Source organism: Exiguobacterium sp. UBA1053, assembly GCF_002316465.1.
GTDB lineage: Bacteria > Bacillota > Bacilli > Exiguobacteriales > Exiguobacteriaceae > Exiguobacterium_A > Exiguobacterium_A abrahamii.
The window spans coordinates 399,374-422,057 of record NZ_DCDO01000013.1 but is presented as its reverse complement, the minus strand read 5'-3'; the positions used below and the strand labels follow the sequence as shown (position 1 = coordinate 422,057).

General features: G+C 49.3%; 17 protein-coding genes, 1 other RNA gene, 1 pseudogene and 1 other annotated feature. Of the genes and pseudogenes, 18 read left to right on the top strand and 1 reads right to left on the bottom strand.

Translation table 11 applies throughout. From position 1 onward, the window contains the following. Positions 1-17 precede the first annotated feature (17 nt). A complete protein-coding gene (locus B3G15_RS09925) occupies positions 18-1,100 on the bottom strand; it encodes a cysteine desulfurase family protein (protein WP_290720493.1) in 1,083 nt (360 codons plus the stop codon). A 98-nt stretch (positions 1,101-1,198) separates the two neighbouring features. Here B3G15_RS09925 and B3G15_RS09920 point away from each other — a divergent pair, with 98 nt between their 5' ends. From B3G15_RS09920 to ssrS, 18 genes and pseudogenes are all read left to right on the top strand, one after another. Further along, entirely contained in the window at positions 1,199-2,668 is a 1,470-nt protein-coding gene (locus B3G15_RS09920) for an L-aspartate oxidase (protein ID WP_290720490.1), read from the top strand. After that, positions 2,592-3,434: a carboxylating nicotinate-nucleotide diphosphorylase gene (nadC, locus tag B3G15_RS09915; protein WP_290720488.1), complete on the top strand. Its 843-nt coding sequence runs from the start codon at positions 2,592-2,594 to the stop codon at positions 3,432-3,434. Before B3G15_RS09920 ends, nadC begins: the two co-directional genes overlap by 77 nt. After that, the gene (nadA, locus tag B3G15_RS09910; protein WP_290720485.1) at positions 3,424-4,521 is read left to right on the top strand and encodes a quinolinate synthase NadA; all 1,098 of its coding nucleotides are present in this window, start codon (positions 3,424-3,426) and stop codon (positions 4,519-4,521) included. The genes nadC and nadA overlap by 11 nt, the downstream gene beginning before the upstream one ends. Positions 4,522-4,684: 163 nt before the next feature. Then, entirely contained in the window at positions 4,685-5,278 is a 594-nt protein-coding gene (gene ruvA / locus B3G15_RS09905) for a Holliday junction branch migration protein RuvA (RefSeq protein ID WP_023468936.1), read from the top strand. A 4-nt stretch (positions 5,279-5,282) separates the two neighbouring features. Next, positions 5,283-6,278, top strand: coding sequence for a Holliday junction branch migration DNA helicase RuvB (ruvB, locus tag B3G15_RS09900; RefSeq protein ID WP_023468935.1), 996 nt, complete (start codon positions 5,283-5,285; stop codon positions 6,276-6,278). A gap of 4 nt (positions 6,279-6,282) precedes the next feature. Next, positions 6,283-7,323 (top strand): tRNA preQ1(34) S-adenosylmethionine ribosyltransferase-isomerase QueA, encoded by a 1,041-nt coding sequence (gene queA / locus B3G15_RS09895; RefSeq protein ID WP_214853061.1) that lies wholly within the window; start codon positions 6,283-6,285, stop codon positions 7,321-7,323. Beyond that, entirely contained in the window at positions 7,323-8,468 is a 1,146-nt protein-coding gene (tgt, locus tag B3G15_RS09890) for a tRNA guanosine(34) transglycosylase Tgt (protein WP_029342245.1), read from the top strand. Before queA ends, tgt begins: the two co-directional genes overlap by 1 nt. A gap of 72 nt (positions 8,469-8,540) precedes the next feature. Beyond that, positions 8,541-8,831 carry a preprotein translocase subunit YajC gene (gene yajC / locus B3G15_RS09885; RefSeq protein ID WP_029342244.1) on the top strand — a complete coding sequence of 97 codons (291 nt, stop codon included), beginning with the start codon at positions 8,541-8,543 and terminating at the stop codon, positions 8,829-8,831. A 153-nt stretch (positions 8,832-8,984) separates the two neighbouring features. Beyond that, positions 8,985-11,196: pseudogene (secD, locus tag B3G15_RS15955) on the top strand (protein translocase subunit SecD). 72 nt (positions 11,197-11,268) lie between these two features. Continuing rightward, a complete protein-coding gene (gene recJ / locus B3G15_RS09870) occupies positions 11,269-13,578 on the top strand; it encodes a single-stranded-DNA-specific exonuclease RecJ (RefSeq protein ID WP_290720468.1) in 2,310 nt (769 codons plus the stop codon). Beyond that, a complete protein-coding gene (locus B3G15_RS09865; RefSeq protein WP_023468928.1) occupies positions 13,557-14,075 on the top strand; it encodes an adenine phosphoribosyltransferase in 519 nt (172 codons plus the stop codon). Before recJ ends, B3G15_RS09865 begins: the two co-directional genes overlap by 22 nt. Before the next feature lie 141 nt (positions 14,076-14,216). Next, entirely contained in the window at positions 14,217-16,415 is a 2,199-nt protein-coding gene (locus tag B3G15_RS09860) for a RelA/SpoT family protein (protein WP_023468927.1), read from the top strand. A gap of 14 nt (positions 16,416-16,429) precedes the next feature. After that, positions 16,430-16,879 (top strand): D-aminoacyl-tRNA deacylase, encoded by a 450-nt coding sequence (gene dtd / locus B3G15_RS09855; protein ID WP_058713802.1) that lies wholly within the window; start codon positions 16,430-16,432, stop codon positions 16,877-16,879. A gap of 45 nt (positions 16,880-16,924) precedes the next feature. Further along, positions 16,925-17,146: a binding site (T-box leader), on the top strand. A gap of 42 nt (positions 17,147-17,188) precedes the next feature. Continuing rightward, positions 17,189-18,469, top strand: coding sequence for a histidine--tRNA ligase (gene hisS / locus B3G15_RS09850; protein ID WP_064299563.1), 1,281 nt, complete (start codon positions 17,189-17,191; stop codon positions 18,467-18,469). Next, on the top strand, positions 18,466-20,232 hold the full coding sequence (gene aspS / locus B3G15_RS09845) for an aspartate--tRNA ligase (protein ID WP_214859638.1): 1,767 nt from the start codon (positions 18,466-18,468) through the stop codon (positions 20,230-20,232). Before hisS ends, aspS begins: the two co-directional genes overlap by 4 nt. A 62-nt stretch (positions 20,233-20,294) precedes the next feature. Continuing rightward, positions 20,295-20,879 carry a DNA-3-methyladenine glycosylase gene (locus B3G15_RS09840; protein ID WP_214859640.1) on the top strand — a complete coding sequence of 195 codons (585 nt, stop codon included), beginning with the start codon at positions 20,295-20,297 and terminating at the stop codon, positions 20,877-20,879. A 290-nt stretch (positions 20,880-21,169) separates the two neighbouring features. Then, positions 21,170-22,354, top strand: a complete 1,185-nt coding sequence (locus tag B3G15_RS09835; protein ID WP_290720459.1) for a DASH family cryptochrome — start codon at positions 21,170-21,172, stop codon at positions 22,352-22,354. Positions 22,355-22,428: 74 nt separating this feature from the next. Further along, a non-coding RNA gene (ssrS, locus tag B3G15_RS09830) (6S RNA) lies at positions 22,429-22,618 on the top strand. The last annotated feature ends 66 nt before the right edge of the window (positions 22,619-22,684 follow it).

Genomic DNA, 22,684 nt, shown 5'->3' with positions numbered 1-22,684 from the left:
CCTACCTTTCTCCAGTGTCATGAAATTGTGTTCAACACATCAATGCACTGTTCGATTTCTTCGTTCGTCGTGTGTCTTCCAAAACTGAGTCGAATCAACCCATGAGCCGCTGATTCGTCAAAGCCGATGGCATGTAATGTCGCATTCGGACCGTTTTCTCCAGCCCGACAGGCACTACCAGCGGAAACCGCGATTCCAGCACGATTCAAGGCGAGCAACGCGTATTGACCGTCCCGTTGTTTCGTATGGATGGCGCAGATGGAAGCGAGTTGCGTCGGCGACTCAATTATCGTGTAACGAGACGAAGACAATGTTTTTTTTAGCATACCACGAAATCGACGGCTTGAAGCTTGGATTCCTGGATTTTCTAATCGAGACGCCTCACAGGCAGCGATGAACGCGGCAATTCCTGGAACGTCCACTGTGCCTGGACGGATTCCGAATTCGTGGTGTCCCTCGTAAAAAGGGCTGAAGAGTGGACGCCGCAAATACAGGGCACCCAATCCTTTTGGTCCATACACTTTATGACTACTCATCGTGTAGGCATCAAAAGCGTCGATGTTGATTGCATCTTTTAAAAATCCTTGGACACCATCGCAATGAAACAGAATCCCGCGCGATTGACAGTATGCTGCGATCCGTTCGACCGGAAAACGAAATCCCGTATCCGAATTGACATGTTGAATCGAGACGACACCAATTTCGTCCGTACAAGCTGCGACGAACTGTTCCCAATCGAACGTTCCGTCCGGTAATAAAGAAAGGTGTCGTGTTTCTTGTGCCCAGCGCGTAAGCGGAAGCAAGACCGAGTCGTGTTCACATCGAAGTGTCAAGACAACTGATTTGTTACTCTGTCGCATCAGATGTGTCAAAGCAATATAATTCGCTTCTGATCCACTCCCTGTAAAGATGACGGTTCCTTCTTGTTGAGCCAATTGTTGCATCAGATACTGACGGGCTCGTTCGAGTAAACGTTCAGCGTTCCCACCGATGTCATGAAGAGAAGAACTGTTGCCGTAGAACGACTGAGCGGCTTGTTGATAATGATCGAGTGCTTGTGGATGCAGCGGAGTCGTCGCTGCGTAATCGAGATAGATCATGAAAAAATCCTGTCCTTTCGTCTTGTCACTCAGCTAAAAGTATGCCAAACTTATTGTCAAGTCAATAGTAAACATTTAGATATAGAGGTGTAAAACATATGTCTTTACATAAAAGGCTTGAGACGGATGTGTTGATCATTGGAACAGGACTTGCCGCAATTTCAGTCGCCCTGCATCTTCCATCAGGGATGGACGCATTACTCGTCTCGAAAGGTTCGCGGTTTGAGACGAATTCCGTCCGAGCACAAGGTGGGATTGCTTCCGCTTATGCAGAAGTCAATCATCGTGGTCACTTTGAAGATACGTGCCAAGCAGCAAAAGGGCATATCAATCCGTCCGTCGTCGATTACGTCACCCGATCGGGAACCGAGGCGATGGAATTTTTGTTACGACAAGGCGTTCCATTCGATCAGTCCGAAGGAGAGTTTTTGCTCGGTCGTGAAGGAGCACATCGTTTGCCGCGGATTTATCACTGTGGCGGCGACGAGACTGGTAAACGGATCATGGAGACGTTGATGCCGCGGGTACCATTTCCGATTCTCGAGCAGACGCGTATCACAGAGTTGATTCAAGTAAATGGGCAAGTAGTAGGTGCAGTCGGATATAGCCATGGAGAGCCGATCGAGATTGTGGCGCGCGCAACGATTCTCGCGACCGGTGGAGTGGGTGGATTATTCGCGGCGTCGACGAATGATCCATCGATTCAAGGAGACGGGATTGCGCTCGCCTTTGAAGCGGGGGCGACGATTCGTGATCTCGGTTATATTCAGCACCATCCGACGGTACTCGTTCATGCAGGTCGTTCGAAAGGTTTGATCACGGAAGCATTGCGAGGTGCAGGAGCGACGCTTGTAACGAAAAATGGCGACCGGATTATGGCGGATCATCCGATGCAAGATTTAGCGGCGCGAGATGAAGTCGCAAAACGAATCTATGAGGTGCGAAAACGTGAACCAGTCTATCTCGATACGTCAAACGTCATCGATCGGACAAAACGGTTTCCAACGTTTGTCGAAAAATGTGAAAAACTGAACATAAATCCGGATCTCGTTGAAATCGCACCAGGCATCCATTTCTTAATGGGCGGGATCGAAACGGATCTGACGGGGCAGACGCATGTCGAAGGACTTTACGCGGTCGGCGAGACAGCATCGATTGGACTACACGGTCGAAATCGTCTGGCGTCGAACTCGCTCCTTGAATGTGTTGTCATGGGGAAAGCAGTAGCAGAACAGCTTAAGTTGTTACCGAAACTTGCAGTAAAACAAGTGAAACGACGTCCAGGAACACTTCGTTCCGTAACAGACCGTCTATCGCAGGTCATTGGTGTCGAAATGGATGTTAAGCAAATAGAAGATGGTTTAGAAGAGTTAAAACGCTGGACGTTAGACGAATCCGGACAGGAAGCGGAAGAAAATCGATTACGTCACGTAGCGGCATGTCTGTTGCTTGAAGGAGCAAGGAGTCGATTGACAGGAGAGGATGAGAACGTTGAACAAATGGCAGTTACGGCAACAACTGGAGACATTTTTAATCGAGGATATCGGACAGTGGGATATCACGAGTGAAGGATGTCTGACGGGACAAGAACGCGGGACCGGTCGTTTTTTAGCAAAGGAAGACGGTGTCTTTTGCGGAGTAGACATCATTCAGGAGATGGCGCATCTCTTACAAGTCGACGTGACGATTCATGTAGCGGAAGGTACGATCGTCACGCGAGGAACACTCCTTGCCGAGTGGTCTGGCTCGTTACAGGATATTTTAAGCGGAGAACGGGTCGCCTTGAACCTTGTACAGCGTTTATCTGGAATTGCAACGAAGACACGTCAAGCGGTCGAGGTAGCAGCAGGACGAATCCGAATCACGGATACACGCAAGACGACCCCTGGATTACGAATGCTAGAAAAACATGCCGTTCGCGTCGGTGGTGGCTATAGTCATCGCGGACGACTCGATGACGCGGTCATGATCAAGGACAACCACATCACGGTCGCGGGATCGATTACGGAAGCGGTGATGCGAGCAAAACGTGTCGCGGGACATACGACACCAATCGAAGTTGAAGTCGAGACGGAAGCGGAAGTGCTTGAGGCAGTGGCTGCAGAAGTCGATATCATCATGCTCGATAATCGGACGCCAGCAGAAATTAAACAGCTCCGGCAATTGATTCCACCGCATATCACAATCGAACTATCCGGTGGGATCACGGTAGACACATTATCGGACTTCGCGGATAGCGGAGCAGACGTCATCTCACTTGGAGCACTTACTCATTCAGCAACAGCACTTGATATCAGCATGAAAATCGAAGGAGGAAAAAAAGATGTCATTTGATCTATTACGTCACGAGGGAATTCCGGCGTCATACTTACAGCAAACAGAAGCAGACTTGATCGCGATCATCGAAGGGGTCAAAGCACGGATGGGCAGTCGCTTGTTCTTACCTGCCCACCACTACCAAAAGGATGAAGTCGTCCAGTTCGCGGATGCGACAGGAGATTCGCTCCAGCTCGCGCAAGTCGCGAAGCAGATGACAGAAGCGGAATATACAGTCTTTTGCGGTGTCCACTTCATGGCAGAGACAGCAGACATGCTGACCGATGCGTCACATACGGTCGTTTTACCCGACATGCGTGCGGGCTGTTCGATGGCAGATATGGCGAATGATACGCAAACGGAGCGTGCCTTTACAATCTTGACGGAACGATTTGGGGAGTCGATCTTACCGTTGACGTATGTCAATTCGACGGCAGCCATCAAAGCCTTCGTTGGTCGTCATGGTGGGGCGACGGTGACATCATCAAACGCTGTCCAGATGGTCGAATGGGCGCTTGCTGAACGCGACATCTTATTCTTCTTGCCGGATCAACACCTTGGTCGCAATACGGCGCATGCACTCGGAATTCCGTTAGAACAGATGGCGATTTGGGATCCGATCAAGGACGAACTCGTTTTTGACGGGGAAGACCAGGACGTCCGCGTCATCTTATGGAAAGGACACTGCTCAGTCCATGAGAAATTCACGGTCGGTCAGATTGAACAGTTTCGCAAGACAGACCCGGAACGAAAGATTCTCGTTCACCCGGAATGTTCGCACGAAGTCGTGACAGCGTCTGATCTCAACGGATCAACGGCGTACATCATTCAACAAATCGAACAGGCTGCTCCCGGAACGAAGTGGGCGATCGGAACAGAGATGAATCTCGTCAATCGCCTCGCGACGACGCATCCGGAACTCGATATCGTGTCGCTCAATCCGTTCATGTGTCCGTGTCTGACGATGAACCGGATCGACTTACCGCACTTGGCGTGGGCGCTCGAACAAGTCGAAGCTGGTGAGCCGCTCAACATCATTAAAGTCGACGAAGAGACGACGCGGCATGCCGTGTTGGCGCTCGACCGGATGCTTGAGCGTTCTTAAAATAGAGGATGGGAGCGTGGTCGTGCGAACGATCACGCTTTTTTGTCTTCTGATCGAGAGAGCGAACATATGTATTGATTTTTGCTGAAGAACGCTTTGAAGCCAAACGAAGATGTATGCTACAATAACACGAGAGTTTGTTTAAGGATGGGAGCGTTCCACATTGATAGAATTCGTACGCGGCGAAGTCGCTTATGTCTGTGCGGAATTCGTGACGGTAGAAGTTGGCGGGATTGGCTACAAAATCGTAGCACCGAACCCGTTTTTTTATCGGACCGGAGACGAACAGATCATCGTATATACGTATCATTATGTCCGTGAGGACCAAGAAGTCTTATTTGGATTCCGTTCCCGTCGTGAGCGTGCCTTGTTCACGAAGTTGCTCGGTGTCACAGGAATCGGACCAAAAGGAGCGCTTGCAATCGTCGCATCAGGGAATGTCGATGCGCTCGTTGAAGCGATTGAACAAGAGAAAGAAAGTTATCTCGTCAAGTTCCCGGGGGTCGGCAAGAAAACAGCCAAACAAATGACGCTCGACCTAAAAGGAAAGTTAGCCGAGCTCGCACCGGATTACGTACCGAGCGAAGGCTTGTTCGCGCAAGGCAATGCTGAACTGAATGAAGCTTGTGAAGCCTTGACGGCGCTAGGTTACAGTGACCGAGAAGTCGAGAAAGTCAAAAAAGCGTTGCAGGCAGAGGTCCTGTCGACGGATCAATATGTCAAACGGGCACTCCAGTTGTTATTGAATGTGAGGTGAGGACATGGAAGAGCGCATTTTGTCAGAATCCGCCCATGCGGAAGATCAAGAAGAGTGGAGTCTGCGTCCTCAGACGCTCGAGCAATACATCGGGCAGGAGAAAGCAAAAGGAAACTTGAGTGTCTTCATCGAGGCGGCAAAAATTCGTCAGGAAACACTCGATCACGTGCTTCTCTACGGTCCTCCGGGTCTTGGGAAGACGACGCTTGCGACGATCATCGCGAACGAGATGGGAGTCGGCATCAAGACGACAGCCGGTCCTGCAATCGAACGACCGGGTGATTTAGCGGCAATTCTCTCATCACTGGAACCGGGTGATGTCCTGTTCATCGACGAGATTCACCGATTGAGTCGATCAATTGAAGAGATCCTGTATCCAGCGATGGAGGATTATTGTCTCGATATCGTCATCGGTCAAGGAGAACTCGCACGCAGTGTTCGAATTGATTTACCACCGTTTACGCTCGTCGGTGCAACGACGCGTGCCGGGATGCTGTCGGCACCGCTTCGTGACCGTTTTGGCGTGACGCTGAAGCTTGAATATTATACGATGTCAGAGTTGTCTGCCATCGTGACCCGGACGTCACGATTGTTCGGATTCGAAGCGGATCGTCTCGCTGCAGAAGCGATCGCACTCCGTTCACGCGGAACACCACGTGTCGCGAATCGGTTGTTACGGCGTGTCCGTGATTTCGCTCAAGTCGCCCATCAAACGGAAATCGATGCCGTGCTCGCGACAAGTGCGCTTGATCGTTTGCATGTCGATGCGCTCGGGCTCGACGATGTCGACCATCGTTTACTACGATCGCTTGCAGAACGATTTGCCGGTGGTCCGGTTGGTCTCGAGACGATCGCAGCGACGATCGGAGAAGATGCGCAGACGATCGAGGATGTATATGAACCATATCTACTGCAACAAGGATTTTTACAACGTACCCCGCGCGGACGTGTCTTAACACCGTTTGCCCGCCAACATTTAGGACTGAAAGAAGGAAATTGAACCAATGGATGTAAACTTATTTGATTTTCATTTACCAGAAGAACAAATTGCCCAAGTGCCATTGCTCGACCGGACGAGTTCGAAATTGATGGTTCTCGATCGGGAGACAGGTGCGATTCAGCATCAGCATTTCCATGATATCGTCGACCACTTCCGGGAAGGCGATACACTCGTCATCAATGATACGAAAGTCTTACCGGCACGTCTCTTTGGTGTGAAGGAAGAGACGGGTGGGAAGATCGAATTGTTACTCTTGAAGCAGACGAGTGACGATGTCTGGGAAACACTGGCGAAACCGGCAAAACGCGTTAAACCAGGAACGATTTTGTCGTTTGGTGACGGGTTACTCCGTGCTGAGTGTGTCGAAGCACTTGAAGACGGGGGACGAATCCTGAAGTTTTTCTATGACGGCATTTTCTATGAAGTGCTCGACCAACTCGGAACGATGCCACTGCCACCGTACATTCATGAACAACTCGAGGATCAAGATCGTTACCAGACGGTGTATGCTCGGGAACGCGGAAGTGCGGCAGCACCGACGGCCGGTCTTCACTTCACACCGGAATTGCTTGAAGCGCTTCAAGCGAAAGGCGTCCGAATCGCACCGTTGACGCTACACGTAGGACTTGGCACATTCCGTCCTGTCTCGGTCGACGACGTCGATAGTCACAAGATGCACAGTGAGTACTACGAACTGCCGGAAAGTTCAGCTGCTTTGCTACGCGAAACACGGAAACAAGGCGGACGAATCATCGCGGTCGGAACGACATCGACACGGACGCTTGAAACGGTCATCCGTGACCATGGCGACTTCGTCGAAGCAACGGGCTGGACGGACATCTTCATCTTCCCGGGTCAGGAAGTCAAAGGGATTGATGGTCTGATCACGAACTTCCACTTACCGAAATCAACATTGATCATGCTCGTGTCCGCATTATCGACACGGGAACACATTCTGCATGCCTATGAAGAAGCAGTCGCGAACGGCTATCGCTTCTTTAGCTTCGGTGATGCGATGTTCTTAACGAGAGAGGAACGAAACTAATGACAAAACACGCGGTAACATACGAACATATCAAGACATGTAAACAATCCGGAGCGCGGTTAGGAATCGTCCACACGCCGCACGGTAGTTTCGAGACACCGGTCTTCATGCCGGTCGGAACGCAAGCGACGGTCAAGACGATGGCACCGGAACAAATCAAGGACATGAACGCGAACATTATCCTCGCGAACACGTACCACCTCTGGGTGCGTCCAGGACATGATGTCATCAAGGAAGCGGGCGGTCTGCATAAATTCATGAACTGGGATGGCGCGATTCTGACGGACTCAGGTGGTTTCCAAGTCTTCTCACTTGCTGACCTCCGGAACATTTCTGAGGAGGGTGTTCATTTCCGTAACCACTTGAACGGGGACAAATTGTTCTTGTCACCGGAAAAAGCGATGGAAATTCAAAATGCACTCGGTTCAGATATCATGATGGCGTTTGACGAGTGCCCGCCGTACCCAGCTTCTCACGAGTACATGAAAGCATCTGTCGAACGGACGAGCCGCTGGGCGGAACGTTGTCTTGCTGCGCATGAACGTCCACACGATCAAGCGCTGTTCGGTATCATCCAAGGTGGAGAATACGAAGACTTACGTCGTCAAAGTGCAAAAGACCTCGTTGCCCTTGATTTCCCGGGTTATGCGGTCGGTGGTCTATCAGTCGGAGAGCCAAAAGACGTCATGTACCGTGCGCTCGAATTCACGACACCACTCATGCCGGAAGACAAACCACGTTATTTGATGGGCGTCGGTTCACCGGACGCATTGATCGAGGGTGCGATCCGCGGAATCGATATGTTCGACTGTGTCTTGCCGACACGGATCGCACGAAACGGCACATTGATGACATCACAAGGACGTCTCGTCGTCCGGAACGCGAAATATGCACGTGATTTCCGTCCGCTAGATGAGAAATGTGATTGCTACGCGTGTAAGAATTACTCGCGTTCGTACATCCATCACTTGATCCGGGCGCAAGAAACGTTCGGTCTGCATCTGTGTTCGACACACAATCTTCACTTCCTCGTCAAGTTGATGGAAGGCGTTCGCCAAGCGATTCGTGAGGATCGTCTGCTCGATTTCAAGGAAGAATTCTTCGAAGAATACGGTTACAATTTACCGAACGCAAAGAATTTCTAACAAATCGTCTGACAAATCAATTCTTTCACGGTATAATGAACGTGATTTGAATGATAAAAGGAGCTGAATCAGATGGAAGGCTTAATCACATTCCTCCCGATGATCTTGATCTTCGTGGTGTTCTATTTCTTGTTGATCCGTCCACAGAACAAACGCCAGAAGCAAGTGCGTCAGATGCAAAATGAACTCTCACGCGGCGACTCGATCGTTACGATCGGTGGTCTTCACGGGGTTGTCCAAAAAGTTGACGACATGACGGTGACATTGAAGTCAGGTAATGCACAATTGACATTCAACCGAAGTGCTGTCGCAGAAGTGACGAAAAAATCAACGACTGTCATGGACGACGAAACTGTCGAATAAGGCATTGAAAAGGCGCTTTCCGGATTCCGGAGCGTCTTTTCTATTTATATATGAGAAAAACGTTTGCTAAGATTACCATTTCTTTTGTAAGCTAGGGTAGGAGAACAAAGTTGTCTGAAAATATACTGGGAACTAGAGAAAGGACAATGTAGCATGATCAAGAAAGGGAAACTTGCCACATTCTTCATCGTCGTCATCGCGTTGCTCGTACTGATTGGTACGACATCGTCATGGTTGTTGAAGGATACGAAGCTCGGCCTTGACCTTAAGGGTGGCTTCGAAGTCTTGTATGAAGTACAACCGCTGAAAGAAGGAGACGTCATCGATCAAAATGCGATGAGTGCGACGCTGACGGCAATCGAGAACCGTGTCAACGTCCTCGGTGTCTCTGAACCAGATATCCGGATCGAAGGCGATAACCGGATTCGCGTTCAGCTTGCTGGCGTCAAGGATCAGACGGAAGCGCGTCAAATCCTATCTTCGACAGCACAATTGTCATTCCGTGACATCAACGATAAGTTGTTGCTTGATGGATCAGACTTAAAAGCCAAAGGGGCAAAAGTCGGGTATGATCCGAACACGAATGAACCACTCGTCGAGTTGACGATGAAATCAAAAGAGAAATTCTATGAAGTGACACAAAAAGTCTCACAAATGCAACCACCTGCGAATCGTCTCGTCATCTGGCTCGATTACGAGAAAGGCGATTCGTATGAAAAAGAAATTCAAAAAGCAAACTCGAAGATCGTCTCGGATGCATCGGTCACACAACCGATCAATTCGGATAAAGCGATCATTTCTGGTGGCGATATCGATGCCGAGTACGGGAAACAATTATCATCGATCCTAAACGCCGGCGCATTACCGGTCAAACTCGAGGAGATTTACTCGACGTCGGTCTCTGCTGCTTTTGGACAGGATGCACTTGATCAAACATTGTTCGCGTCAGCGATTGGTGTAGCTGCGGTCTTCTTGTTCATGCTCTTGTTCTACCGGATCTCTGGATTCGTTTCGATCATTACATTACTGTTCTACATCTATCTCGTCATGATCTTCTTTAACGGGATCAATGCCGTCCTCACGTTACCGGGGATTGCGGCACTCGTTCTTGGAGTCGGGATGGCGGTCGATGCGAACATCATCACTGCTGAGCGGATCAAGGATGAATTACGAAGTGGTAAATCCGTCTTGTCCGCATTTAAAGCCGGTAACCGTCGTTCGTTCGGTACGATTCTTGATGCCAACTTGACGACGTTGATCTCTGCTGGCGTGTTGTACTACTTTGGTACAAGTACGGTCAAAGGGTTCGCCATCATGTTGATGGTTTCGATCGCCGTCACGTTCGTCACGAACGTCTTTGTCTCACGTTACCTGATGCAACTCCTTGTCAGTAGCCGATGGTTCGATAAGAAGAAATCATGGTTCGGTGTAAAGGAGAGTGAAATCCGTGAGCTTTAATCCTACGAAATTCGATTACGTCAAACATCGTAAAATCTATTTCGCAATCACGATCGCGCTTGTCATCGTGTCGGTCCTCTTGTTGTCGTTCCGTGGTCTGAACCTCGGGATCGACTTCACGCAAGGAACGCGCGTCGAGATTTCTTCTGAGAATCAAATCAAGGAAGCGGACGTCCGCTCTGTCATTGAAGATGCCGGGATTGATGCGGAAGAAATCGATGGTATTCAATTCGCGCAAGGCGGAAAGTTAGCGAACGTCACGTTCGTTGGTGAATTCAGCCAAGAACAAATTTCTGAAATCAAACAAACGGTTGAAGCGGAATACAAGAAAGAACCAAGTATCTCGACAGTTTCGGCACAAGTCGGTCGGGAAATCGCGCGTAACGCGATTTATGCGGTTTTACTTGCGTCACTCGGGATCGTCATCTACGTCTCGTTCCGATTCCAACCGCTCTACGGGATTGCGACAGTACTCGCATTGCTACATGATGCGTTGATGATCATCGCTTTCTTCTCGCTATTCCAGATCGAAGTCAATCTGTACTTCATCGCAGCCGTCTTGACGATCATCGGTTACTCGGTCAACGATACGATCGTTACCTTCGACAGGGTACGAGAAAATCTCGGACTTGCTGAAAAAGGTGGACGGAAAGTCTCTTTTGATGAATTGGCACACATCGTCAATGAATCGATCCAACAAACGATCATTCGCTCGATCAATACGGTCGTCACGGTCATCATGACGGCAGCGGCACTCTACATCTTCGGTAGCGAAGCAATCCGTGGATTCAGTCTCGCCCTGCTCGTCGGGTTGATCATGGGAATGTATTCTTCGATCTTCATCGCCGCGCAACTCTGGCTCGTCATGAAAGGTCGGACACTGGGTCGGACAAAACGTGCTTCTTAAAAGAGTATCCGCATCAGCTATCGCTGGTGCGGATTTTCTATTATAATGGGGAAGTTGATTGGAGGGTTTGAGATGTACCATGCTAAAAAAATATGGCTTGATAAAGTCATCGATTCAGAACAAATCGAACAATTGACGGCGGATGGCACGATCTCACCGCACGTCGCACAACTACTTGTCCAACGGGGATTCACGACTCGTGAAGCCGCCCGTGATTTTTTAGAGACGGATCAAATGACATTCCATGATCCATTTGCTTTTAAAGACATGCCAAAAGTCGTCGAACGGATTCAACGTGCCGTCAACGAAGGCGAAATGATTTTGATTTATGGTGATTATGACGTCGACGGCGTGAGTTCCGCTGCGATTCTCTGGCACGCCTTGATTGAAATCGGAGGAATGGCAGAGTGTTATATCCCGAACCGATTCACGGAAGGCTATGGACCAAACGAAGCCGCGTTTCGCTGGGCTGCAGAAGAAGGGTTCAGCCTCGTCATCACCGTCGACTGTGGGATTTCCGGAATCCACGAAGCAGATGTCCTCAAGGAACTCGGTGTCGACTTAATCATTACCGATCACCATGAAGCAAAAGAAACGTTACCCGATGCCTTTGCCTTAATTCATCCGGGTGTCGACTCAGATTATCCATTCTCAAAACTTGCTGGGGCAGGCGTTGCTTTTAAAGTCGCACATGCACTGCTTGACCGGGAACCGGTCGAATTACTCGATCTTGCCGTGCTCGGAACGATTGCCGATCTCGTACCGCTCGTCGGCGAGAACAGGTTGCTTGCGATTCGCGGTATCGAGGCGCTGAATGCAAGTGAACGTCCGGGTATTCTTGCGTTACGTGACGTCTGTAGTTTGACGGAAGACGAACTGACGGAAGAATCGGTCGGATTTGCATTCGGTCCGCGGATCAATGCGGCAGGTCGTCTGGATTCGGCGATGCCAGCGCTTGAGATGTTACTAGCGGAAAGCAAGGACGAGGCACTTCATCTCGCGAAACAACTCGACCAACAAAATAAACAACGTCAAGATATCGTCAAGCAGATTGCGGAAGAAGCAACGGCGCTTGTCGAAGAACGTTTTAAAGAGGACCGCGTGCTCGTCGTCGATGCGGCAGACTGGAATCCAGGTGTCGTCGGGATCGTCGCCTCGCGACTTGTTGAAAAATATCATCGTCCCGTCATCATGCTGTGTCACGATGCTGAAAAAGGAACAGCGAAAGGATCTGGACGTTCAATCCCTGCCTTCGATCTCTTCGCTGAACTGACGAAATGTGAAGATATCTTGCCGCACTTCGGAGGACATCCGGCTGCTGCCGGTATGACGCTCTCTTCCGATGACGTCGAGACGTTACGTCAACGCTTGAATGAACAGGCTAGTACGTTGCCGGACGATGCCTTCATCGCGACAATTGATGTCGATTTACGTCTACAGGTCAGCGATGTCTCGATTCAGTTGATTGAGGATATTCAGCGACTCGCGCCGTTCGGGATGGGAAATCCTGCGCCACGAATCGTCATCGAGCAAGCGAAGATCCGTGACATGAAACGGATCGGTCGTGATTTGACGCATGTCAAAGCACTATTATCAGGCGACGGGAAGGAACTCGATGCAATCGGCTTCGGCTTCGGCGACCTTGTCGATGAAGTCTCGACATTATCCGATATTCACTTGATGGGCAGTCTGAACATCAATGAGTGGAATGGGTTCCGTAAACCACAATTGATGATTCAAGATGTCGCTGTCGAAGATGTCCAAGTATTTGATTACCGTGGTGGTAAGCGCCCGCTGAGCGAACTATTCGCCTTACCGCATGAGACGACGACGTTCGTCGCCTTCACTGATGAGGTGAAAGAGAAGTACGCGGAACGTCCGTTGAACGGCCCGATCCGTCAAAATATCGTCTTTCTCGATCTACCGGAAGAAGAAGACGCATTTCATCCATATGTCCAACAGGCAGAGCGGATTTATTGTGCCTTTAAGGATGAGGGCTATTATTTTGAGACGATTCCGTCGCGGGAGGACTTCAAGCATTACTTCCAGTATTTTGCGAAATGTCCACGTGACGAGCTCCGGATTGGTCTCGTACGTTTGTCGAAATCGCGAAAATGGACGAAACGATCGATTAACTTTATGCATTCGGTATTCTCGGAACTTGATTTTCTTGTTACAATGGAGGACGGGCTGCCGGGTGTGAACCCAAATGCTGCAAAACGAGATCTGACGGAAGCTCCGACGTATCAGCGTCATGAAGCGCGTCAAGAGCTCGAGCAACAATACATTTATTCGTCACTCGCTCAGTTGAAAGAGCGTTTTGATACTTTGGTAGAAGCGGCGAAGCAGGAGGAAAAGACATGGAGTTCAAACAGCATATAAAAGAGGTCGAAAACTGGCCGAAAGAAGGAATCAGCTTCAAAGACATCACATCACTCATGCAAAACGGACCAGTGTACAAACAATCAGTTGATGCACTTGTCGAATATGCGCGCAGTAAAGGTGCTGATGTCATCGCGGGTCCGGAAGCACGTGGATTCGTCGTTGGTTGCCCAGCCGCTTACGCGATGGAGATCGGATTCGTACCTGTCCGTAAAGAAGGAAAATTACCACGTGAGACAGTCCGTGTCGAGTATGGTCTTGAGTACGGAAAAGACGTCTTGACGATGCATGAAGATGCGATTCAACCAGGACAACGCGTCGTCATCCTTGACGACTTGCTTGCAACAGGTGGTACGATCGAAGCGACGATCCAAATGATTGAAAAATTAGGCGGAACGGTTGCCGGAATCGGATTCTTGATTGAACTCGATGGTCTTGGTGGACGTGAGAAACTCGAAGGATACGACGTTCTCTCATTGATTCGCTACGAAGACTAAAGCATATATACTCTCTTGGTAGATGGTGACCAAGGGGGTATTTCTTTTTATTTTGACATCTTCTCAAGATTTCACGATAATAAGAACTATATATTAGGGATTCCGTTGCAGACGATCCCGGGGACTGGGTGAGGAAAAGGGATGACAAACAAACAAATCGTAAATGTAGAAGACCTTCTCGCTCGATGTGCGGAATACATGACGCAAGCTGAAGTCAAAGACATCGAACGGGCTTACCAATTCGCGAAAGACGAACATGATGGGCAATTCCGCCGTTCTGGTGAACCCTACATCATTCATCCGGTACAAGTTGCCGGTATCTTAGTCGATATTGGTTTGGATGCAACGACGATTGTCGCTGCGCTTCTTCATGATGTCGTCGAAGATACGGACATTACACTCGAAGAATTAACGGAACGATTCGGACCCGACGTCGCGATGCTCGTTGACGGCGTCACGAAACTCGGGAAAATCAAATATAAATCGAAACGCGAAGAATTGGCTGAGAACCACCGGAAGATGTTCATCGCGATGGCAGAAGACATTCGCGTCATCTTGATCAAACTGGCTGACCGTTTGCATAACATGCGAACGTTGCAGCATATGGTCAAGGAAAAACAGGTCCAAAAGGCAGAAGAGACGCTCGAAATCTTTGCACCGCTTGCGCATCGTCTCGGGATCTCGACGATCAAGTGGGAACTCGAAGACATCAGTTTGCGTTATATCAATCCACAACAGTACTACCGGATTGTCTCAATGATGAAACAAAAACGGACGGAACGCGAAGCGCTCGTCAGTTCGGTCATTGAAGAGGTCAACGAAGTACTCGATGATGTACAAATCGCAGCGGAAGTCGATGGACGTCCGAAGCATATTTATTCCATTTATAACAAGATGCAAAACTCGAAAAAAGAGTTCAGCGAAATTTATGACTTGATGGCTGTACGCATCATCGTCGATTCAATCAAGGACTGTTACGCTGTTCTCGGAATCATTCATACGCAATATAAACCGATGCCGGGACGTTTCAAGGATTATATCGCGATGCCGAAGCCGAACATGTATCAATCGCTGCATACGACGGTCATCGGACCGAAAGGCGAGCCGCTCGAGGTCCAAATTCGGACACGAGACATGCATTTCATTGCCGAGTACGGTATTGCCGCTCACTGGGCGTATAAAGAAGGTAAGGAACAGGAAGCGAAATCAGGCTTTGAGGATAAGATTGCCCACTTCCGTGAAATCCTTGAATTGCAGAAGGATACAGCGGATGCTGAAGAATTCATGGAATCGGTCAAAGTCGACTTCTTTAGTGACATGTTGTACGTCTTTACACCAAAAGGCGACGTCATCGAATTGCCGAAAGGCTCTGTTCCGATTGATTATGCGTACCGGATCCATACGGAGATCGGTCACCGGACGATCGGGGCGAAAGTCAACGGACGGATGGTCCCGATTGATTATAAGCTGAAGACAGGCGACATCATTGAAATCGTCACTTCAAAACACAGTTATGGTCCAAGTAAGGACTGGCTCAAGATTTGTGTGTCGAGTCAGGCGAAGAACAAGATCCGTCAATGGTTCAAACGTCAGCAACGCGAAGAGAACGTCTCTAAGGGACGGGAACTGATCGAAGCAGAAGTCAAGAAACTCGGATTCGAGCCGAAGGAAGTCATCAATGAGAAGACGCTCGAAGACGTGACGCGGAAGTTCAACTTCGCGCAAGAAGAAGACATGTATGCTGCCGTTGGGTATCATGGTCTGACAGCTGCCCAAGTCGCTCATAAATTGACGGAAAAGTTACGCAAAGACAAAGAATCCAAAAATCTTGAACTGAACGAAGCGATCAGTGAGATGAAGACGTTTGATCGTCCGAAGAAGGAAAATCCAGAAGGTGTTCGTGTCAAAGGAATCGATAACATGCTCGTTCGCATGAGTCGTTGTTGTAATCCAGTACCAGGGGACGATATCGTCGGGTACATCACACGTGGACGGGGTGTCTCGATTCACCGGACGGATTGTTTGAACGTCATTCATGAACAAAATCCAGAACGCTTGCTCGAAGTTGAGTGGGAACACGAAGGCAAAGCCGTTAAGAGTTATAACGTCGAAATCGAAATTTCTGGATTCGACCGGGCTGGATTATTGAACGATGTCTTGCAGTCGGTATCTGCGACGAATACGAACATCGTTGCCGTCAGCGGGAAAGGCGACGACAGTAAACAAGCCAAAATCACGATGACGATCGCGATCAACAACGTCAACCATTTACAAAAAGTCGTCGATCGGATCAAACAAATCTCTGACGTGTATGCTGTGCATCGCGTCATGATGACGTAAGGAGCGGATGAGTCATGCGAGTCGTATTACAACGAGTCAAAGAAGCAAGTGTCACAGTCGATCAGGAGGTCATCGGTCAAATCAAGCAAGGTTTTCTCTTGCTTGTCGGTGTTACGCACGAAGACACGATCGATCAGGTGAACTGGTTAGCTGATAAAATCGCAGGACTCCGCGTGTTTGAAGATGAAGAAGAACGGATGAACCGCTCGTTGCAAGATGTCGATGGTCAGATTCTATCCGTCTCGCAGTTCACGCTGTATGGTGATGTCAAAAAAGGACGTCGCCCAGCGTTCACGGAAGCGGCGAAACCGGATCTTGCCAACGAATTGTATGAAGCGTTCAATGAACGTCTTCGTGCGCAAGGACTGACGGTCGAGACAGGTCAGTTCGGTGCGATGATGGATATCGCGCTCGTCAATGATGGACCGGTGACATTGATTCTTGAAAAAGAAGCAAACGCTTGACAGGAACCGAGAGACGAGGCAATATTAGACGTAACCAAATGATTCATACGACCGAAGACGAAGAGGAGTAATCAAGACCTTGTCTGCTTAGAGAGTCGCCCCTTGGCTGGAAGGGCGAACAGACGAACTCGATGAAAGACCCTTCCGAGGTATCTTCCTGAACTGATAGTAGGGAAGGTCGTACGCAGGCGTTAACTGCACCGAGTGGTCAAATGTGATTTGACAACCAGGGTGGTACCACGGGATCTTCAAGTTCTCGTCCCTTTGCGGACGAGGACTTTTTTGTATTCAAAAAAGGAGGAATTTGAGATGAAATTACCACGCGGTACGTTTGATGTCCTTCCAGGAACAGTCGAACGCTGGCAGTACATCGAGCAACAATTACGTGATATCAGTAAGCGTTACAACTATAAGGAAATCCGGACGCCGATTTTTGAGGAGACAGAACTCTTCAAACGTGGCGTCGGTGAGACGACGGATATCGTTCAAAAAGAAATGTTCATGCTTGAGAAACGCGGAAAAGACCAGTTGACGTTACGTCCAGAAGGAACGGCTGCTGTCGTTCGTTCATTCGTGACGAACAAGCTGTTCGGTTCACCGAACCAACCGACGAAATTGTTCTACATTGGACCGATGTTCCGTTATGAACGTCCGCAAGCAGGTCGTTTCCGTCAGCTCCACCAATATGGAGTCGAGGCACTTGGTAGTGAACAACCAGCGATCGATGCGGAAGTCATCAGTCTCGCGATGAGCATCTACCGTTCATTCGGATTGAAGCACCTCAAGCTCGTCATCAATACACTCGGGGATAACGAAAGTCGCGCCGCACACCGGGCAGCACTCGTCGATCACTTCAAACCGGTCGTTCACGAGTTGTGTCAGGACTGTCAGAACCGTCTCGAAACGAATCCACTTCGTGTCCTTGACTGTAAGGTCGACCGCGATCACCCGAGTATGGCAACGGCACCATCGATTCTCGATTACTTAAACCCGGCATCAAAAGCCTACTTCGATGAAGTACTGCTTCACTTAGATGCACTCGGCATCGAGTATGTCGTTGATCCAACGCTCGTCCGTGGAATCGATTATTACAATCACACGGCATTCGAGATCATGTCAGAAGCAGAAGGCTTCGGAGCGATCACGACATTATGTGGTGGTGGACGATACAACGGTCTCGTCGAACAGATCGGTGGACCGGCAACACCGGGAATCGGATTCGGAATCGGCATCGAGCGTTTATTAATGGCGCTTGAGAATGAGAACGTCTTACCGCCAGTCGACGATCAAATCGATGTCTTCATCGTCGCGCAAGGCAGTGACGAAGTCGAAAAGACAGCAACACGTCTCCTACAATTGATGCGTCTCGAAGGACTTGTCGCGGATCGGGATTATCTCGGTCGAAAGTTCAAAGGACAATTCAAGGCAGCCGATCGCTTGAAAGCACGTTATACGGTTATCCTCGGGGATGAAGAAGTTGAGCGTGGTGCAGCAGCGCTGAAGAACATGGCTACAGGGGAACAGACGGACGTTCCGTTATCAGCAGTCGCTGATACGATCGTCGCGAAATTAAAGGAGGAAGCACAATGATCGGACGCACGCATATGAACGGTCAGGTGACAGAAGAAGTCATCGGACAACACGTTCAACTTAAAGGATGGGTTCAAAAACGACGTGACTTAGGAGGATTGATCTTCCTTGATCTCCGCGACCGTAGTGGCATCGTCCAAATCGTCTTCCAACCGGAAAACGAGCAGGCACACCGCCTTGCGGAATCGATTCGTTCAGAGTATGTCCTCGACATCAAAGGACACGTCATCGCCCGTGAGAATCCGAACCCGAACATCCCGACTGGGCAAGTCGAGGTCGTCGCGGATGAAGTCGTCATCTTGAACGCAGCGAAGATGACACCATTCCCGATCAGTGAAGAAGCAGAGCAGACGTCAGAAGATTTACGTCTTAAATATCGTTATCTTGACTTGCGTCGTCCGTCGCTTCAAGAGACATTCCGTCTCCGTTCGAAAGCATCGAACATCATGCGGAACTTCCTCGATGAGCAAGACTTCTTGGAAGTCGAGACACCAATCTTAACGAAATCAACACCAGAAGGCGCACGTGACTATCTCGTTCCGAGTCGTGTTCACCCAGGTGAGTTCTATGCCTTGCCACAATCACCGCAATTGTTCAAACAATTGCTGATGGTGTCTGGTTTTGAACGGTACTTCCAAATTGCACGTTGTTTCCGTGACGAAGACTTACGGGCAGACCGTCAACCTGAATTCACGCAAGTCGACATCGAGACGAGCTTCATGGACATCGAAGACTTATATGCGATGATGGAATCGATGATGACGCGTGTCATGAAGGAAACGCTTGGTAAAGATATCGTGACACCATTCCCACGGATGCCATATGCGGAAGCGATGAGCCGGTATGGTTCGGATAAACCGGATACACGCTTCGGTCTCGAATTGATCGATGTCGCGGAAGCCGTCAAAGGGGCAGGATTCAAAGTATTCGACATGGCACTAGAAGCAGGTGGCGAAGTCAAAGCCTTGAACGTTAAAGGTGCAGCTGAGCGCTTCTCGCGGAAAGACATCGATAAGTTACAAGAATTTACGGCGATCTACGGTGCAAAAGGTCTCGCGTGGGTCAAAGTGACAGCGGACGGACTGAACGGTCCGATCGCGAAGTTCTTCGACGAAGAAGCAACTGCTCGCCTGACAGCGGCGACAGATGCGGAAGCAGGCGACTTATTGTTGTTCGTCGCAGCAAAAGCATCGATCGTAGCAGACAGCTTGGGTGCGCTCCGTCAGAAGTTAGCGAAGGAACTCGACTTGATCGATGAGTCGGTCTTCAACTTCCTTTGGGTGACGGACTTCCCACTCGTCACGTTCGAAGAAGAAGATGGTCGTTTCTACGCGAACCACCACCCGTTCACGATGCCACGTCGTGAAGATCTCGAATTGCTCGAGACGGATCCTGGAAAAGTCCTCGCCGTCGCGTATGACCTCGTCTTGAACGGATATGAGCTCGGCGGTGGATCACAACGAATCTACGAACGGGATATCCAAGAGCGGATGTTCAAGTTGCTTGGCTTCACAGAAGAAGAAGCAAACGAGCAGTTCGGCTTCTTGATGGAAGCATTCGAATACGGAACACCACCACATGCGGGTATCGCACTTGGTCTAGACCGTCTCGTTATGTTACTCGCAGGACGTTCGAACTTGCGTGATACGATTGCCTTCCCGAAAACAGCATCAGCAAGTGATCTGTTGACGGCAGCACCAAGCCCAGTCTCGGATGCGCAATTAAACGATCTCTCGATTCGAACAGCAGTCAAACAATCTTAAGATACGACAAGCGAATCTTCCGATATGGGAGGTTCGCTTGTTTCATGAAGGAGGGTGAACGGATGGAACGACACTTTTTTGAACGGTCTCCGGTTGAAGTCGGTCCAGATTTCTTAGGAACACAGATCACAGTCGATGAGGTGACGATGCGGATCGTCGAGGTCGAAGCCTATCTCGGTCCTCACGATCAAGCAGCGCATTCGTTTTCCGGAAAACCAACGAAACGGACGGCACCGATGTTCGGTCCGCCGGGGCATCTCTATGTGTACTTCACATATGGTATGCATCACTGCATGAATATCGTTTGTGGACACGAAGGGGAAGGATACGGACTGTTGCTACGAGGTGCGGAAATCATTAGTGGGCACGACCTCGTCGCGGAACGTCGTTTTGGTTGTTCCTACGCAGAGTTGACAGCGGTGCAACGACGTAATCTCGTCAATGGACCAGCGAAACTGTGCCAAGGATTCGGTCTCACGACAGCGGATTCAGGTCAGGATCTCTATCAAACCCGTTTCCGACTTGTTGCTGACCCGGTCGATGCGATCGTCCAGACGACACGGATCGGTATTCCGAACGCAGGAGAAGCGACAGCCTATCCATGGCGGTTTTATGTAGAGGCGAGTGAAGGTGTCAGTAAACGTTAAAAAATGGACGCTCCGATAAGGAGACGTCCATTTTTTATTTAGGGTTGTTGATTGATTTTTTCGACTGCTGTTTTTTATAGAATTTATAGACGATTGGACCAACCGTCGTTACGAGCGTCATTAGTGTTCTGAGTTTACCGCGTTTTGCTGCCATTGATTCATTCACTCCTCTGATTTGTTGTACTAATCATATTCCACGAAAACAACGTCTTAAAACCTCATCGGCACATCAAGTGGTTTTCTATCTACCTTGGTCGGGTCATAGTATAAGGAGAAGGGAGTCGATCAATATGGGAGCAGTCGTTTGGTATCGTCATGATTTACGTGTCGATGATCATGAGGCACTTCGGAGTGCGTGTGAAGAACAGGACGTCATTCGTGCCGTATACGTCAAAGACCAAAAGAAACGCGATTTTAAAAGAGGTACACAACAAACACGGTTCGAACAAGAGACACTAGAGAACCTAGCGGGTCATCTGTCTCAAATCGGGATTACGTTAGATATAGTAGAAGGGGAGACAATTGAGACACTCGATTCTTACCTGCAAGCGGATGATACCGTCTATTTCCATAAGATGACCGGCACAGAAGAAGCGGCAAGTGAACAGTATATCGAAGACAAGTATGCCGTCCGTTCTTTTGAGACACAGACATTACATCGACGGGAAGATATCGGAAGTGATGAATTAAAGCGTGTCTTTACGGCATTTCGAAAACGTGTCGAGGCGAAAGGGACCTTCTACGATCCACTCGATCCACCAACCGGTATTCAGTTAGTAAAAGAAGAATCGGTCGAAGCGAATCCCGAAATCGCGTTCCCGTTCCGTGGTGGAGAGTCAGCAGGGAGAGCGCGCCTTCAGGAATACCTTGCTGAGCCTGTATTCACCTATAAAGAAACACGGAATGGGTTCTTACGAAATGATTCTTCGAAGCTGTCTGCCTGGCTAGCGAACGGATCACTCTCGCCGCGTCGCGTCATGGCTGAATTGCAGGAAGCCGAGCGAAAAAAGGGAGCGAATGAATCGACGTACTGGTTGTATTTCGAACTGTTATGGCGTGACTTCTTCCATTTGACGATGCGTGAGACAGGAAGCCGTCTGTTCCGTGCGAGCGGATTACAAGAAGGTCAATACACGTGGAAGGCGGACCAGCTAGCTGTCGAACGTTGGATAGAAGGAAAGACCGGTGTGCCATTCGTCGACGCCTTCATGAACGAGATTCGCGAGACGGGATGGATGTCGAACCGCGGCAGGCAGATCGTTGCCAGTTATCTGATTCATGAATTAAAGCAGGACTGGCGCATCGGAGCGCGATATTTCGAACAGCAGTTGATTGACTATGATGTCGCTTCGAACTATGGGAACTGGGCGTTCATCGCGGGTGTCGGGAATGCAACACGCACACCACGATTCGATCCTGCATTCCAACAACAACGATATGATCCGAATCAACACTTCATGAAACGTTGGACCTGAAAAAAGCATCTTTTTCTGGAGTGGGAAGTAGTTGCATTTCAGAGGGGAGGATGCTATATTAAATGCATCAGATGGGGTTCCTGAATTGTACGAGAGCCGCCTTTTATCTTTGAGCCACTCTTTTTTGATAGGGAGTTTGACGTTCCAACTAGTAGTACATGCCTCGTAACACAGCAGGAGGACGTACGAATAGGAATCGGATAAGACACCCACCTGCACAGCAGGTTCAAAAATAAGGTATCGACACGGCACTTCGGGTCCCATCGTCTTATTATTTTGTTGTTCGACACGTCGCATGACGTTTTTTTTTATGATATAATTCCGAGTAAA